The organism is Streptomyces sp. NPDC001502, assembly GCF_042894785.1.
Lineage (GTDB): Bacteria > Actinomycetota > Actinomycetes > Streptomycetales > Streptomycetaceae > Streptomyces > Streptomyces kutzneri.
Genome location: NZ_JBIAVW010000007.1, coordinates 219,219 through 234,388 on the forward strand (window position 1 = coordinate 219,219; position 15,170 = coordinate 234,388).

The 15,170-nt window shown below is 73.7% G+C and carries 12 protein-coding genes; 5 read left to right on the plus strand and 7 right to left on the minus strand.

Annotated features, from left to right (window positions below):
• Position 1: 1 nt before the first annotated feature.
• The 3 genes from ACFY0D_RS14535 to ACFY0D_RS14545 all read right to left on the minus strand — a co-directional run bounded on the left by ACFY0D_RS14535 (position 2) and on the right by ACFY0D_RS14545 (position 3,637).
• Positions 2 to 937 carry a serine/threonine protein kinase gene (locus ACFY0D_RS14535; RefSeq protein WP_390798652.1) on the minus strand — a complete coding sequence of 312 codons (936 nt, stop codon included), beginning with the start codon at positions 935 to 937 and terminating at the stop codon, positions 2 to 4.
• Between the two features lie 106 nt (positions 938 to 1,043).
• On the minus strand, positions 1,044 to 3,173 hold the full coding sequence (locus ACFY0D_RS14540) for a PQQ-binding-like beta-propeller repeat protein (RefSeq protein ID WP_390798653.1): 2,130 nt from the start codon (positions 3,171 to 3,173) through the stop codon (positions 1,044 to 1,046).
• A gap of 5 nt (positions 3,174 to 3,178) precedes the next feature.
• Positions 3,179 to 3,637 (minus strand): Lrp/AsnC family transcriptional regulator, encoded by a 459-nt coding sequence (locus ACFY0D_RS14545; protein WP_351154435.1) that lies wholly within the window; start codon positions 3,635 to 3,637, stop codon positions 3,179 to 3,181.
• Between the two features lie 151 nt (positions 3,638 to 3,788).
• Between ACFY0D_RS14545 and ACFY0D_RS14550 the strand changes: the two genes are divergently transcribed.
• Together ACFY0D_RS14550 and ACFY0D_RS14555 are read left to right on the plus strand one after the other, a co-directional pair.
• Positions 3,789 to 4,790, plus strand: a complete 1,002-nt coding sequence (locus ACFY0D_RS14550) for an asparaginase (RefSeq protein WP_390798654.1) — start codon at positions 3,789 to 3,791, stop codon at positions 4,788 to 4,790.
• A 65-nt stretch (positions 4,791 to 4,855) separates the two neighbouring features.
• Positions 4,856 to 5,215, plus strand: a complete 360-nt coding sequence (locus ACFY0D_RS14555; protein ID WP_390798655.1) for a hypothetical protein — start codon at positions 4,856 to 4,858, stop codon at positions 5,213 to 5,215.
• 109 nt (positions 5,216 to 5,324) lie between these two features.
• Here the strand turns inward: ACFY0D_RS14555 and meaB are convergent, their stop codons facing one another.
• The 4 genes from meaB to ACFY0D_RS14575 are packed head-to-tail and all read right to left on the minus strand — an operon-like array spanning position 5,325 to position 11,598.
• The gene (gene meaB, locus ACFY0D_RS14560) at positions 5,325 to 6,314 is read right to left on the minus strand and encodes a methylmalonyl Co-A mutase-associated GTPase MeaB (RefSeq protein ID WP_390798656.1); all 990 of its coding nucleotides are present in this window, start codon (positions 6,312 to 6,314) and stop codon (positions 5,325 to 5,327) included.
• 10 nt (positions 6,315 to 6,324) lie between these two features.
• A complete protein-coding gene (gene scpA, locus ACFY0D_RS14565; protein WP_301365667.1) occupies positions 6,325 to 8,511 on the minus strand; it encodes a methylmalonyl-CoA mutase in 2,187 nt (728 codons plus the stop codon).
• Positions 8,508 to 10,373, minus strand: coding sequence for a methylmalonyl-CoA mutase family protein (locus ACFY0D_RS14570; RefSeq protein ID WP_390798657.1), 1,866 nt, complete (start codon positions 10,371 to 10,373; stop codon positions 8,508 to 8,510). The genes scpA and ACFY0D_RS14570 overlap by 4 nt, the downstream gene beginning before the upstream one ends.
• Positions 10,357 to 11,598: an ROK family protein gene (locus ACFY0D_RS14575; protein ID WP_390798814.1), complete on the minus strand. Its 1,242-nt coding sequence runs from the start codon at positions 11,596 to 11,598 to the stop codon at positions 10,357 to 10,359. The genes ACFY0D_RS14570 and ACFY0D_RS14575 overlap by 17 nt, the downstream gene beginning before the upstream one ends.
• 916 nt (positions 11,599 to 12,514) lie before the next feature.
• Here ACFY0D_RS14575 and ACFY0D_RS14580 point away from each other — a divergent pair.
• The 3 genes from ACFY0D_RS14580 to ACFY0D_RS14590 are packed head-to-tail and all read left to right on the plus strand — an operon-like array spanning position 12,515 to position 15,168.
• Positions 12,515 to 13,498, plus strand: a complete 984-nt coding sequence (locus ACFY0D_RS14580; RefSeq protein ID WP_390798658.1) for a TauD/TfdA dioxygenase family protein — start codon at positions 12,515 to 12,517, stop codon at positions 13,496 to 13,498.
• Positions 13,499 to 13,519: 21 nt separating this feature from the next.
• Positions 13,520 to 14,092: an NADPH-dependent FMN reductase gene (gene ssuE, locus ACFY0D_RS14585; RefSeq protein ID WP_390798659.1), complete on the plus strand. Its 573-nt coding sequence runs from the start codon at positions 13,520 to 13,522 to the stop codon at positions 14,090 to 14,092.
• 41 nt (positions 14,093 to 14,133) lie between these two features.
• On the plus strand, positions 14,134 to 15,168 hold the full coding sequence (locus ACFY0D_RS14590) for an ABC transporter substrate-binding protein (RefSeq protein WP_390798660.1): 1,035 nt from the start codon (positions 14,134 to 14,136) through the stop codon (positions 15,166 to 15,168).
• Positions 15,169 to 15,170 lie beyond the last annotated feature (2 nt).

Sequence of the window (15,170 nt, forward strand, 5' to 3'; positions counted from 1 at the left end):
GTCAGTGCACCTTCTGGGCCATGGCGAACGGCTGTTGCGGGGACGGGAGTTCTGCGGCGAGCAGCGCGGCGGACTGCGCGGCGAGCGCGGCGACGACCCGGCCCGGCAGCGGTACGGATCCGTGGTCGAGGACCGTTCCAGCCTGCGCGTACGGGTCCTCGGACGGGGCGGGTCCCATCCCGGGGGCCACGAGTTCGCCCAGGACCTCCCGCGCGGACTGCGGTCGGACCGCCGGGTCGGACGACAGGCAGGAGCCGACCAGGGTCCGCAGGCCCGGCGGCAGTTCGCCCTGCTCGGGCACGGTGTGGCCGGTCGAGGCGTAGGCCAGGACGGCCCCCAGCGCGAAGACGTCCCCGAGCGGCTGCGGGCGGCCCCCCGACGCCTGCTCCACGGCCAGGCAGCCCGGATCGAGCCCGGGCAGCCCCGTCCGCCGCGTCCCGTCGGGAGCCGCGGCCCGTACGGCACCGAAGCAGGTCAGCAGCGGTCCGCCCGGGGTGACCAGCACGGCGGCGGGCGACAGCCCCGCGTGCGTCAGCCCCTGGGCGTGTACGGCGGCCAGCCCCTCCGCGAGCGCGCCGCCGAGCCTGCGGACGGTGTCCTCGGGCAGCGGCCCCCCGTACGCCGCGAGCACGGCCGGCAGCGGCAGCGCGGGCGTGTACGGGGCCGCGTACCAGGGGAAGCCGGCCGTGCCGCCCACCTCCGCGAGGCGGAGGAACCGGGGCGCGGACAGCCGCCGGGCGCCCTCGGCCTCGATCGCCCACCGGGACGGATCGGCGCCGACCCGGGGCACGCAGACGAGGACCGTGCGCTGCCCGTCGGCCGTGCGCCCGAGGTAGCGGCGTTCGGGAACGGTGCGCTCGGCGGACTCGGAGTCGAGCCGGGCCAGGATCACGTACGGCCCGACGTGCGACGGGTCGTCGTGACGAAGGCGTTCCATGTGCGCTCTCCCGGGTCGGTTGATCGGCCCCGAGCCTAAGCGGTGCCTGCCGGGGCGGCTGAACCGGGCGGGAACCGCGTGCGGGGGAACGGGCCGGGAGCGTGCCTCACTTCTCGACGGTGGGCATGGCCGTGAGCTTCCCGTCGTTGACGAGGAAGACGCGGTTCCCCGCGCCGGACATGCCCCAGGGGCCGCGCGATGCGGGCGACCAGGTCCAGTACCGCCGGCCGCTCACGATGCTGTGGGCCGAGACGCCCTGACCGTCCCCCTGGACGACCCACAGCGTGCCGGCCCCCACGTGCGGGGGAGTGTGCGGCACAGGGCCCTTCGCGCCGCGGTCCAACGCGAGTGCCCCGCCGAGCTCGGTGTACACCTCGCACAGCGCCGTACCGTCCATCGCGAACACCATGTCGCCCGACGAAGCCGCCGGGCCCCAGCCGCCGGCCCCCGGCTGCGGGGCTTCGGTGGCCTTGGTCTCCTCGTCCTTCCACACCGAGACGCCCGTCCTGATGTCCAGGGCCGTCAGATTCCGGCCGCCGAGGTAGACGACGTCCTTCACGACGAGCGGCTGCAGGGCGGACTTCGCCTGGCCGCCGAGCCGCCAGGCCGTCGCTCCGGAAGCGGTGTCGACGGCGACGACATCGCCGTCGGCGCCGAAGACGACGAGCCGGCCGCTTCCGACCGCGGCCCGCGGCCCGGGTGCCTTCACCGCTGCCTCGGGCAGCGGCACCGTCCAGCGGACCTTGCGCCCGGCCGTGTCCACGGCGCGCAGTTGCCCGCCGCGCGTCACCAGGTAGACCGCCGACGCGTCCGCGGCCAGGATGCGGCCGGTGTCGGCGTCCCCCACCGACCACACCTGCCTGCTGGTGGAGCCCTCGAAGCCGAGCAGCGCCCCGCCGGATCCCGCGGTCGCGAACCGGTTGTCCGGGAGTCCGACGAGGCCGGCGGCCGGCCGGACGTCGGGCAGCCGCCACTTCTCCTTGCCGTCGGTCGTCAGACGGGCCGCGAGGCCGCCGCCCGCGGCCGCGAAGACGACCACGTCGAGGACCGGCAGCGGGGTGGTGACCACGCCGTCGACCGGGCCCGCCGCCACGGGCAGCGGACCCCACAGCTCGCCGGGCGGCGTCCCGTACTTGCCGACGACGATCGACAGCGGCTCGGCGTCCCTGGCCGGTCCGGCCGCGGGGATCTTGCGCGGCTCCTCGCGCAGCATCCACCACGCGCCCCCGGCCCCGCCCGAGGCGGCCAGGACGCCCCCCGCCACGAGCGCGGTGCGCAGCAGCCGTCTCCGGGAGGGCCCGCTCCCGGAGCCCTGCCCGACGACCGTGGCCTGCTGGTCGGCCTCGGCTCCCCGGCGCTCGATGTCCTGGGCCAGCGGCCCCGTGCGCCAGACCCGGTCGGCGCCCGGCGGCGGGGCGAACGCGCCCGCGATCTCGTCGGGGGCCGGGCGGTGGGCGGGGTCCTTGGCGAGGCAGGGCGCGATCAGCAGCCGCAGTTCGGGCGGTACGGAGTCCAGTCGCGGCTCCCCGTGCACCACCTCGTACTGCACGGCGGCCACGTGCGTACCGTCGAAGGTGCGCTGTCCGGTGGCCGCGTACGCCAGCACCGCGCCCAGCGAGAAGACGTCCGCGGCCGGACCGACGCGCCGGCCGAGTACCTGCTCCGGAGCGCCGTACCCGGGCGTGACCGGCACCTGGCCGGTGGTGGTGAGTGTCAGCCCGTGCTCGGGGCGCGCGATGCCGAAGTCGATGACGCGCGGTCCCGCGGAGGTGAGCACGATGTTGGCCGGCTTCAGGTCGCGGTGCACCAGCCCGGCCGCGTGGATGTCCCGCAGGGTGGTGGCGAGGGAGGCGGCGAGGGCGCGTATGCCGTCGGCGCCGAACGGCCCGTACCGGCGCACTGCGTCGTCGAGGGTGGGCCCGGACAGGAACTCGGTCGCGATCCAGGGCCGGTTGTCGGCGTCCTCGGTCCGTGCGTCCAGGACCCGGGCGACGCCGCCGCTGGTGACCGCCTGGGCGGTGTGCGCCTCGCGCAGGAAGCGCTGGGCGAGGTGCGGGTCGTGCGCGAGCTCGGGCAGCAGCACTTTGACGGCCGCCGGCCGGCCGCTGTCGTCCCGGCCGAAGTACACCTTGCCCATGCCGCCTTCGCCGAGGACGCCGAGGACGCGGTACGGGCCGAGCCGGATCGGATCACCGGCACCGAGGGGTTTCATGACGTACTGCTTCCTGTCGTTCACGGGTGTCAGCGGAAGTCGACGGGCAGGCCGTCCGGTTCCTTGATGCGTTTCATGATGATCTGCGAGTTGACCTCGGTGATACCGGTGAGGGCCGTCAGCTTCTCGATCCACAGGCGCTCGTAGGCCCGCAGGTCGGCGACGGCGATGCGCAGCAGGCAGCCGGGGCTGCCGAAGAGGCGGTAGGCCTCGATGACGTCCGGGATGTCCTGGAGGGCCGCCTCGAAGGCCTCGACCGCCTCCCGGTCGCGCCGCACCTCGACCGAGACGAGCACCTCGAAGCCGCGGTCCACCGCCTCGGGGGAGATCACGGCGCGGTAGCCCTGGATCACCCCGTCCTGTTCGAGCTGGCGCACCCGGCGCATACAGGGGGAGGGGGTCAGTCCCACGCGCTGGGCGAGTTCCTGGTTGCTCAGGCGGCCGTCGGCCTGGAGCTCGCGCAAGATATCTCGGTCAATGGCGTCCATGACGCAATTATCACCCAGCGTTTGTGAACGGGTCTGAGGGGAAACGCAATCACATTGCGCGTAGATCGCTCTATCATTGCTGCTTTGAGTACATATGTACGAGTGACGTACTAGTGACACGAGTGACACGAGTGAAGGGCGGCCACGGCCGATGGGACGGATCGTCGTGATCAGCACCGGCGGGACGATAGCCAGCCGCTGGCAGGGTTCCGGCTTCGCAGCGGACGCCGACGGGAACGAGGTGATCGCCACCGCACCACTCCCCGAGGGCATCACCGTCGAACTGGTCGACCTGTTCAGCGTGAACAGCCCGCGACTCACCACCGCACACCAGCTCACCCTGCTCCGCACCGTGCACGAGGTGCTCGCCGACCCCGGCGTGGACGGCATCGTCGTCACGCACGGCACCGACACCCTGGAGGAGTCGGCGTTCCTCCTCGACCTCCACCACCACGACCCGCGCTCCGTGGTCTTCACCGGCTCGCAGCGCCCCATGGGCACCGCCGACGGGGACGGCCCGGGGAACCTCTACGACGCCCTGCTCACCGCCGCGAACACGCGCGGGCTCGGCGTACTGATCGCCTTCGCCGGGCGGGTGCACGCCGCCCGCGGCACCGTGAAGACCCAGGCCGTGGAGCTGGACGCGTTCGCCGACCCCTCGAAGGAGCTCTTCGGGAAGATCGGCTTCGGCAAGGTCACCATCCTGCGCACCCCGCAGCGCCCGGCGCCGCTCCCGCTGCCCGCGATGCCGGAACTCCCGCCGCGCGTGGACGTGGTGGTGCACCACGCCGACGGCGACCCGGTCCTGCTGAACGCCGCCGTCGAGGCCGGCGCGCGCGGCATCGTCCTGGTCGGGACCGGCGCGGGCAACGCCACCCCGGAGATCGTGGAGGCCGTCCGCGCCGCCGTCGGCCGTGGGGTCCTGGTCGCGCTGACCACCCGCGTCATGGCCGGACCGGTCACCGAGATCTACACGCACGGCGGCGCGGTGGACCTGGTCGCCGCCGGCGCCGTCCCGACCGGCACCCTGCGCGCCGGACAGGCCCGCATCGCGGTCCTGTCCGCCCTCCTCGCCACGGACAACAAGGTCGAGCAGGCCCGCATCCTGCGCGAGGCGCTGGGCGCGCCCGGCTCGGTCCTCGTCGGGGCATAACCCTCCGGGGCAGCGTGGGCGGCCGCTACGATCCGGGTAACGGTCGCTGCGCTGCGGGGGGTTGCGTGGAGCCCGGGACCATCGGCGTCCGGCTGGCCTCGGCGGCCATCGCGCCCCTCGTCACGAGGCTGTTCGTCAGCGAGGGCGGCGGCGCGGGCCTCGTCGACCGGCCGATCCGCATCTCGGGCCACGTGTCCTTCACCGGCGAGAAGGGCGCGCTCACCGAAGCCGACCTCGGGACGCCGGCCGCCAAGCTGGTGGAACAGGCCCTGCGCACCGGCGAGCGCCCGATCGCCGCCGACGAACAGCAGGCGGTCGCCGACGGCCTCGCGCAGACCCTGCGGGGCCTCGGCGAGCTGACGACGACCGACTGGACGCCGTACGCCCCGGCTCCGCGGCCTTCGCCCGCGAGCTGCACGCCGTGAGCGGCCGCCCCGAGCGGGAACTCGGCTCCGACGCCACGTACTTCGTCCGCCGTCCGCCTGAGCTGTCCGGGACCCGGGCGGCGCCCAGTGGGCGCCGCCCGGCCCGCCCTCAGCTCCCCGCGTTCCCGAACGCCGCCAGGATGCGGTCCGCCGCCGACGTCGGGGTCACCGTGCCCGCCCGGACCGCGGATTCCAGGCCCGGCGCGAGGTCCCGTACCGCCGGGTCCGCGCGCAGGCGTTCCAGCAGTTCGTCGCGGACCATCGACCAGGTCCACTCCACCTGCTGCGCCGCCCGCTTCGCCGCCAGCCGGCCCCCCGCGTCCAGCAGGGTCCGGTGCTGCTCCAGCCGGCTCCACACCTCGTCCAGCCCGGTCGACTCCCGCGCGCTGCACGTCAGGACCGGTGGCGTCCAGGACGCGTCCACCGGGTGCATCAGCCGCAGCGCGCCCGACAGTTCGCGGGCCGCGGCCTTCGCGTCCCGCTCGTGCGGGCCGTCCGCCTTGTTCACCGCCAGGACATCGGCCAGCTCCAGGACGCCCTTCTTGATGCCCTGCAGCTGGTCGCCCGTACGGGCCAGGGACAGCAGCAGGAAGGAGTCGACCATCCCCGCCACCGTGGTCTCCGACTGGCCCACGCCGACCGTCTCTACGAGGACCACGCCGTAGCCCGCCGCCTCCATCACGATCATCGACTCGCGGGTGGCCTTGGCGACCCCGCCCAGCGTGCCCGCCGACGGCGACGGCCGCACGAACGCCGCCGGATCCACCGACAGCCGCTCCATCCGGGTCTTGTCACCCAGGATGGAGCCGCCCGTGCGCGTCGACGAGGGGTCCACCGCGAGGACCGCGACCCGGTGGCCCAGCCCCGTCAGCATCGTGCCGAACGCGTCGATGAAGGTGGACTTGCCCACCCCCGGCACGCCGCTGATGCCGATCCGGCGGGCCCGGCCCGCGTGCGGCAGCAGCTCCGTCAACAGGCCCTGCGCCAGCACCCGGTGAGCCGGCAGGGTGGACTCGACGAGGGTGATCGCACGCGCGACGAACGCGCGCTTCCCGTCGAGCACCCCCTTGACGTAGGCCTCGATGTCGATCTTCGGCACCCGCGGCCGCCTACAGCTCGTGGCCCAGGTCCGCGGCCAGCCGCGTCACCAGGTCGTGGGCCGCGTCCGGGATCACCGTGCCCGGCGGGAAGACCGCCGTCGCGCCCATCTCCAGCAGCGTCGGGACATCGGCCGGCGGGATCACCCCACCCACGACGATCATGATGTCCTCGCGGCCCTCCTCCGCCAGCTGCTCGCGCAGCGCCGGTACGAGGGTCAGGTGGCCGGCCGCCAGCGACGACACGCCCACCACGTGGACGTCCGCCTCGACGGCCTGGCGGGCCACCTCCGCCGGGGTCTGGAACAGCGGGCCGACGTCCACGTCGAAGCCCAGGTCGGCGAAGGCGGTCGCGATCACCTTCTGGCCGCGGTCGTGCCCGTCCTGGCCCATCTTGGCGACCAGGATGCGCGGACGGCGGCCCTCCGCCTCCTCGAACCGGTCGACGAGCGCACGGGTGCGCTCCACGGACGGGGACTCGCCTGCCTCGGTGCGGTACACACCCGAGATCGTACGGATCTGGCTCGCGTGCCGCCCGTACACCTTCTCCAGTGCGTCCGAGATCTCACCGACGGTGGCCTTGGCGCGCGCCGCGTCCACCGCCAGGGCCAGCAGGTTGCCGTCGCCGCGCTCGGCCGCGTTCGTCAGCGCCCGCAGGGTGTCCTGCGTGACCGCCTCGTCGCGCTCCTCGCGCAGCCGCCGCAGCTTGGCGATCTGCTGCGAGCGCACCGAGGAGTTGTCGACCTTCAGGACGTCGATCGCCTCGTCGTTCTCCACGCGGTACTTGTTGACGCCGATCACCGGCTGCCGGCCCGAGTCGATCCGCGCCTGCGTGCGCGCCGCGGCCTCCTCCACGCGCAGCTTCGGGATGCCCGCGTCGATGGCCTGCGCCATGCCGCCGGCCGCCTCGACCTCCTCGATGTGCTGCCAGGCCCGCCGCGCCAGGTCGTACGTCAGCTTCTCGACGTACGCGCTGCCGCCCCACGGGTCGATCGACCGGCAGGTCCCCGACTCCTGCTGCAGCAGCAGCTGGGTGTTGCGGGCGATGCGCGCCGAGAAGTCCGTCGGCAGCGCGAGGGCCTCGTCGAGGGCGTTGGTGTGCAGCGACTGGGTGTGGCCCTGGGTCGCCGCCATCGCCTCGATACAGGTGCGCGTCACGTTGTTGAAGACGTCCTGCGCGGTCAGCGACCAGCCCGAGGTCTGCGAATGAGTGCGCAGCGAGAGCGACTTGGCGTTCTTCGGGTCGAACTGCTTGACCAGGCGCGCCCACAGCAGCCGGGCCGCGCGCAGCTTCGCGACCTCCATGAAGAAGTTCATGCCGATCGCCCAGAAGAACGACAGGCGCGGCGCGAACGCGTCCACGTCCAGCCCGACGGCCTGCCCGGCCCGCAGGTACTCCACGCCGTCGGCGAGGGTGTACGCCAGCTCCAGGTCGGCCGTGGCCCCGGCCTCCTGGATGTGGTAGCCGGAGATGGAGATCGAGTTGTACCGCGGCATCTTCTGCGAGGTGAACGCGAAGATGTCGGAGATGATCCGCATCGAGGGCTTGGGCGGGTAGATGTAGGTGTTGCGGACCATGAACTCCTTGAGGATGTCGTTCTGGATGGTCCCGGCGAGCTTGTCGGGGGAGACGCCCTGCTCCTCCGCCGCCACGATGTAGAGCGCGAGGACCGGCAGCACCGCGCCGTTCATCGTCATCGACACCGACATCTTGTCCAGCGGGATCCCGTCGAACAGCTGCCGCATGTCGTAGATCGAGTCGATCGCCACGCCCGCCATGCCGACGTCGCCCGTCACCCGGGGGTGGTCGCTGTCGTAGCCGCGGTGCGTCGGCAGGTCGAAGGCCACCGACAGGCCCTTCTGGCCGGACGCCAGGTTGCGCCGGTAGAAGGCGTTCGACTCCTCGGCCGTGGAGAAGCCGGCGTACTGCCGGATCGTCCAGGGCTGGTTGACGTACATCGTCGGGTACGGGCCGCGCAGGTAGGGGGCCACGCCCGGGTACGTCCGCAGGAAGTCCAGGCCCTCCAGGTCACGCCCGGTGTACAGCGGCTTGACGCCGATGCCCTCGGGCGTCTCCCACAGCAGGTCGGCGGCCGCGGTGCCGGTGGACTCCTTCACCGCGGAGCGCCACTGCTCCTCGGACACCCCTGCGACGGCGGTGGGGTCGAGCGCCAGCTCGGAGAAATCGGGGATGCTCATGCGGGCACTCCCATCCGGTCGAGTACGGAGGACAGCACGGCGACGGCGTCACAGCCGGTGAAGACGTACTCGTCCACGGAAGCCTCAGCGGTGCCCGGCCTGCCGGCGAGGAAGACGGTCGTGGCGCCCGCCGCGCGCAGCGCCTCGGACACCGCCGCGGCCTGCTCCTCGTACAGCGCGTCGCTGGAGCAGAGCACGGCCATGCCGTCCGCCCCGCTCGCGGCGTAGGCCTCGGCGGCCGTCGCCGGGTCCACCGACACCGGATCGTGCACGGGTTCGATGCCGCCCGCCTGGAACAGGTTCGAGGCGAAGGTGGCGCGCGCGGTGTGCGCGGCCGCCGGGCCCAGCGCGGCGAGGAAGATCCTCGGCCGGGCGCCGGTCGCCGCCAGGTGTGCGTCACTGCGGGCGCGCAGGGCCTCGTACGCCTCGTCGCGCCGTACGCGCGGCAGTCCGCCGGTGGGTCCGGCGGGCGCGGGCTCGCGGACGACCGGCTTCTCCGAGAGCAGCGGGAACTCGCTGACGCCGGTGATCGGCTCGCGGCGCCTGGCCAGCTTCTTGGAGCGCGCGGCCCAGGTGGCGGCGAGCCGCTCGGCGACCAGCCCGGAGCGCAGGGCGGCGGCCTGGCCGCCGGCCTTCTCCACGGTCTGGAAGAACTCCCAGGCGGCGTGGGCGAGTTCGTCGGTGAGACGCTCCACGTAGTAGGAGCCGCCGGCCGGGTCGATCACCCGGGCCAGGTGCGACTCCTCCAGCAGGATGGTGGAGGTGTTGCGGGAGACCCGGCGCGCGAAGGCGTCCGGCAGACCCAGCTCGTTGTCGAAGGGGAGCACGGTCACCGCGTCCGCGCCGCCCACACCCGCGGCCATGCAGGCCACGGTGGTGCGCAGCATGTTCACCCAGGGGTCGCGGCGGGTCATCATCACGGGCGAGGTCACCGCGTGCTGGAGCTGGGCACCCGCCTCCGGGGCCCCCGAGGCCTCGGCGATACGGGCCCACAGCCGGCGCGCGGCGCGCAGCTTGGCGATGGTCAGGAACTGGTCCGCGGTGGCGGCGTAGCGGAACTCCAGCTGTCCGAGCGCCGCTTCGGTGCTCAGGCCGGCCTCGGTGAGGGCGCGCAGGTAGGCGACACCGGTGGCCAGGGACAGTCCCAGTTCCTCGGCGGCGCTGCCGCCGGCCTCGTGGTACGGCAGCGCGTCCACGGTCAGGGCGCGCACCCCGGGCCAGCCTGCGGCGGCCTCCCGGGCCAGCCGGGCGGCGTCGGCCACGTCCAGTGCCTCACCCGTGCGGGCCTCGTGGCCCAGCGGGTCGGCGCCCAGCGAGGCCCGAGCGGCCTCGGGGGCCACCGCGCTCCCGGTGAACAGGCGCAGCAACGCGCGCGCGGCCTCCGCGTAGTCGGCTCCGGCGTCCAGGGTGATGGGGGCGAGGTCCAGGTAGACCCCGTCCAGCGCCCGGGCGAGGCCCTCGACCGGGAGACCGCCCCGGCCCACGGTGAGCCAGAGGGAGGTGACCCCGTTCTCCAGATCGGCGAGGGCCGCCTCGTTCACGCGTACCGGATCGGTGCCCGCGAGGCGCTGGCGCACGTCCCAGCCGTTCGCGGTGGTGCCTTCCGGCCTGCCCCCGCGGACGAACGGGGCGAAGCCGGGGAAACCGGTGTCGGGAGCCGCCCCGTCGGGCGGCGCGGTGTACAGCGGGCGCGTGGTGAGCCCGTCCTCGATTGGGGTGGACAACGCGTCTTCTGCGGCCTCGCCGGAGACTTCCTTGCCCGACTTGCGCAGTACGCCTTCTACAAGGCGCTGCCACTGCTCATGCGTCGCGTCAGGGAACTCGGCGGCCAGGGAGAGCCCGTCGTCAGGCAGGACCGTCATGGCTCGAATGTAGGGGAGCGCGCTCAGGTGGCACCATACCGGTGGGTGTGATCTCGCCCTCTCGGGCCATGCCGAAGGGGTCCTGGAACACCCGGCTGAGCAGCACGGTTGCCGCCGCCTCCGGGAGTACGGCAGGTCCCGCGTGCGGTACCACGATCCGCTCCGGATCGTCGCAGACGTGCGAGAGCCCGATCGCGGCGGCCCGGATCTCCTGCAGGTATCCCTCGTCGAGGACGCTCGCCAGCTCGGTCACGACCATGACCGCCGGATTGAAGACATCCAACAGAAGAGCCGCCGCGCGGCCCACCGCGCGGGCGCGCTCGCGCAGCAGCCGGTCGGCGCGCGGATCACCGGTGGCGGCGGCGTCCACCAGCAGGTTCACGGAAGGGTCCGGCACGATGCCCCGGCGCACGGCCTCGGCGCCCAGCGCCGTGTCGGACGCCGTCGCCTCCAGGCAGCCGGTACGCCCGCACGCGCACGGGGCCTGCGAGCGCGGCACCGGCAGATGGGCCACGTCGCCGGCCGCCGCGCCCGGACCCTGGTGCACGGTCCCCTCGATCCCGAAGGCGGCGTCGACGACCCGGCCGATGAACAGGTGCACCAGGCTCCGGCGGGCCTCGGGCCGGCCGAAGAGGATCTCGGCCCGCGCGACGGCCCGGGCGTGGTTGTCGATCCACACCGGCAGCCCGAGCGCGGCCGACAGCTCGGCGGCGAGCGGTTTGCCGCTCCAGCCCAGCGCGGGGTGCCGTACGACGGTCCCCTCGTCCGGGCCGACCCATCCGCCGAGGGCCGCGCCGACCCCGAGGAGCGGCCGCCCGGATTCGTACGCGCCGAGGAAGCGGCGCAGTTCGGAGGCGATCGCGGCGGACAGCCCGTCCGACGGGAGCCCCTCGTGCGGGAAGGCCCGCCGGGCGAGCAGCTGCCCCCGGAGGTCGACGAGGCTGAAGGTCGAATGCGGCACCCCGATGTGCAGCCCGGCGGCGACCGGCCCGCCGACGGCCCCGGTGTGCAGGTCCAGCGGGATCCGCGGCCGCCCCACCCCGCCGCCGGGCCCGGGCAGCTCGCGCAGCAGCCCGCCGCGGAGCAGCCCGGTGGTCTGCCGGGACACGGCGGCGGGACTCAGCCCGCACAGCGGGGCGATCGCGCTGCGCGCGACCGGACCGTGGTCGAGCACCGTCCGCAGCACGGTGGCGGCATTGGCTGCGGCCCGGCTGTCACCGGCCATACGCGTCACGCGGTCTCCTCGAAGGGTGAGGGGGTGCTCCCAGGGGTGTGTCCCCCGATCATGCACGGCCGATCACGCATGGCGGTTGCGTTGCGGCGCCATGAAATCCGGCCACGGTTTTCGGCCGCCGGGGTGGGGTGGCGTACGAGGGTGAAAGGGCAGGTCGCAGGGGTGTGCGGGCCGGGCGGGGGGCCGGACGCGGGGGCGTTCGGCGGCCACGGAAGGGGGTTGACCGCGATCGGGGCCGCTGACACGCTCCGGGACATGTCCGCGAACGCACTCCTCGCCCCGCGGCTCCACACCCCCGGCCTCTGTACCGAGCCGGGTGAGTGTCCGGGCCGCTGTCCGGCCCCCGGCCGCGCCTGACCCGTCGGTCCGGCGCCCCGGCCCGCCGGGTCCCCCCGGCCCCGTCCCGGCCCGGCCCCGTCCGGCGACGGCGCCCCGCGGGGCCGCCTCGCAGGGTCCTCCTGAGCCCGTCGTCCGTCCGATCCGCTCCGGTCGCGGTGGGGCACCCCCAGGGGTGGTGCCCCACCGGGACACCCGGCCGGGTGTGCCGGGGCGCCGGGTGCCTCGTCGGTGAGCCGGCCGGGGTGTGCTGCGGAGGTCCCGGCCGGCGTCCGCCCGGGACGGCCCGTGCCAGGGCGACGCGTTGCCGCTCTCGTCGGTTCCGGGCGGGGCCGGGGTCGCCCGAGGGGCCTCCGCGGCCTCGGGCGACCGCTTCCCGCACCACCTCGTGCCCGTACCCCTGCCCGTGCCCGTACCCGTACCCGTACCCGTACCCGTGCCCGTACCCGTGCCCGTACCCATGTGCGTATCCCCACCCGTACCGCTCGGCGCAGCGCAGCGCCAGGCCACTCCGTAACGCCATTTCTTCCGCTGCGGAAATAATCCCCGCAGCCCCGACCAGGGAGTCCTCATGGCCACTGCCACCACCTCCACCACCGTCACCAGGATCGGCGGCCGCATCGGTGCCGAGATAGGCGGCGTGCAGCTCGGCGGCGACCTGCCCGACGGCACCGTCACCGAGATCCGGGCCGCCCTCCTCGCCCACAAGGTCGTCTTCTTCCGCGGCCAGGACCACCTCGACGAGGCCGGTCACGAGGCCTTCGCCCAACTGCTCGGCGCGCCCGTCGCGCACCCCACCGTCCCCTCCGCGGACGGCCGTTACGCCCTCGGCATCGACTCCCACCACGGCGCCCGCGCCAACCAGTGGCACACCGACGTCACCTTCGTCCCCGCCTACCCCGCCTTCTCCATCCTCCGCGCCGTCACCCTCCCCCCGTACGGCGGCAACACCCTCTGGGCCAACACGGCCACCGCCTACAGCAACCTCCCCGAGCCGCTCCGCGCCCTCGCCGACAGCCTGCGCGCCGTCCACTCCAACGAGTACGACTACGCCGCGCTCAGGCCCGACGCCCTGCCCGAGGCCCTGGCCCAGTACCGCGAGGTGTTCACCTCCACCAAGTTCCTCACCGAGCACCCGGTGGTCCGCGTCCACCCCGAGACCGGCGAACGCACCCTGCTCCTCGGCAACTTCGTCCAGCGGATCAACGGCCTCACCGGCCGTGACTCCCGCGCCCTCCAGGACCTCTTCCAGGCGCACATCGAGAGCCCCGAGAACACCGTCCGCTGGCAGTGGCGGGCCGGCGACGTCGCGATCTGGGACAACCGCGCCACCCAGCACTACGGCGTGGACGACTCCGACGACCACGAGCGCACCCTGCGCCGCGTCACCGTCGACGGCACCGTCCCGGTCGGCCCCGACGGCGAGCCCTCCCGCCTGATCAGCCCGGAGGCCGTCCCGGACCCCTCCTTCGGCATCGCCTCCGGCGCCTCCACGTCCACGTCCGCCGCCACGTCCGCTGCCACGTCCGCCGGCTCCGCCGCCGCCTCCGCCTGACGACACCCAAGGAGCGCCCCCGTGCCCAACCTGCTCGCCATCACCGGCAGCCCCTCCGCCCACTCCCGTACCGCGATCGTCGCCGATCACGTACTGCGCCGCCTGTCCCACTCCGGCTTCGAGACCGCGCACCTGTCCGTGCGCGAGCTCCCCGCCGCCGACCTCCTCGCCGCCCGCCGCGGCGAGCCCGAGATCCGCCGGGCGCTCGAAGCCGTCGCCGAGGCCGACGGCCTGGTGATCGCGACCCCGGTCTACAAGGCCTCGTACACCGGACTGCTCAAGGCCTTCCTCGACCTGCTCCCGCAGGACGGCCTCGACGGCAAGACGGTCCTGCCGCTGGCCACCGGCGGCAGCCTCGCCCACGTCCTGACCATCGACTACGCCCTGCGCCCCGTGCTCGCCGCCCTCGGCGCCCGGCACGTCACCGCCGGCCGGTTCGTCCTGGACTCCTCCGTCGAGCGCGGAGAGGGCCCCGACCGGCTGCGGCCCGAGGCCGAACTGGACCTCTACCAGGCCGTCGACGAGTTCGCCGCGGCACTTCGCTCAGCGCCCGCCACCGCCGTCACCGCCGCCGCCCTCACCACCACCCCGTAACGCCGCCGCCACCACGCGACCCGCACCGACAAGGAACCGTCATGCCCGCAGCCTTCACCTCGACCACCACCTCCCGACGCCAGTTCCTCGCCCTGCTCGGCATCTCGGCGGCCGCGGTGAGCTGCGGCACGGCCACCGCACGCAGCGGCGGCTCCGGCGCCCAGGTCAAGACCCTGAAGTACCAGGGCTCGGTCGGCGCCGTCACGCTCCCCGAACTCGCCGCCGACCTCGGATACCTGGGAGACCTCAAGCTGGAGTGGGTCGGCAACACCATCAGCGGCCCGCAGGACATCCAGTCCGCCGCCACCGGCCAGACCCACTTCGGCGGCGCCTTCAACGGCGCGATCGTCAAGCTCGCCTCCAGCAAGGCCCCCATCAAGGCCGTCATCTCCTACTACGGCGTCGACGAGCACTCGTACAGCGGCTACTACGTCCTGGAGGACAGCCCGATCCGCTCCGCCCGAGACCTCCTCGGCAAGAAGGTCGGCATGAACACCCTGGGCGCGCACTCCCAGGCCGTCCTCGACATCTACCTGAGCCGCAACGGCCTCGCCAAGGCCGATTCGTCCAAGGTCGAGTCCCTCGTCGTGCCGCCCGTCAACACCGACCAGGTGCTGCGCCAGAAGCAGATCGACGTGGGCGTGCTGGGCGGGATCCTGCGCGACAAGGCCGTGGCGGGCGGCGGGATCAGACCGCTGTTCAGCGACTTCGACCTGCTCGGCAAGTTCAGCGCCGGCTCCTACATCATGACCGAGCGGTTCATCAAGGAGAACCCGGACACCGTACGGACCTTCGTGACGGGCGTGGCCAAGGCCATCGAGTGGGCCCGCACCACCCCGCGCGAGGAGGTGATCGCGCGGCAGACCGAGATCGTCAAGAAGCGCGGCCGCAACGAGGACACCGCCACCCTCCAGTACTGGCGCTCGTACGGCGTCGCCGAGACGGGCGGCCGGATCGAGGACAAGGAGTTCCAGCTCTGGCTCGACTGGCTCGGCGAGCGCGGCGAGATCAAGCAGGGGCAGCTGGAGCCCGCCGACCTCTACACCAACGAGTTCAACGGCTTCGGGAAGGGCTGACC

Excerpts from the sequence above, each read along its gene's own strand:
- ACFY0D_RS14535 (WP_390798652.1), bottom strand. The coding sequence starts at position 937 with ATGGAACGCCTTCGTCACGACGACCCGTCGCACGTCGGGCCGTACGTG.
- ACFY0D_RS14545 (WP_351154435.1), bottom strand. The coding sequence starts at position 3,637 with ATGGACGCCATTGACCGAGATATCTTGCGCGAGCTCCAGGCCGACGGC.
- ACFY0D_RS14550 (WP_390798654.1), top strand. The coding sequence starts at position 3,789 with ATGGGACGGATCGTCGTGATCAGCACCGGCGGGACGATAGCCAGCCGC.
- scpA (WP_301365667.1), bottom strand. The coding sequence starts at position 8,511 with ATGAGCATCCCCGATTTCTCCGAGCTGGCGCTCGACCCCACCGCCGTC.
- ACFY0D_RS14570 (WP_390798657.1), bottom strand. The coding sequence starts at position 10,373 with ATGACGGTCCTGCCTGACGACGGGCTCTCCCTGGCCGCCGAGTTCCCT.
- ACFY0D_RS14575 (WP_390798814.1), bottom strand. The coding sequence starts at position 11,598 with ATGGCCGGTGACAGCCGGGCCGCAGCCAATGCCGCCACCGTGCTGCGG.
- ACFY0D_RS14580 (WP_390798658.1), top strand. The coding sequence starts at position 12,515 with ATGGCCACTGCCACCACCTCCACCACCGTCACCAGGATCGGCGGCCGC.
- ACFY0D_RS14590 (WP_390798660.1), top strand. The coding sequence starts at position 14,134 with ATGCCCGCAGCCTTCACCTCGACCACCACCTCCCGACGCCAGTTCCTC.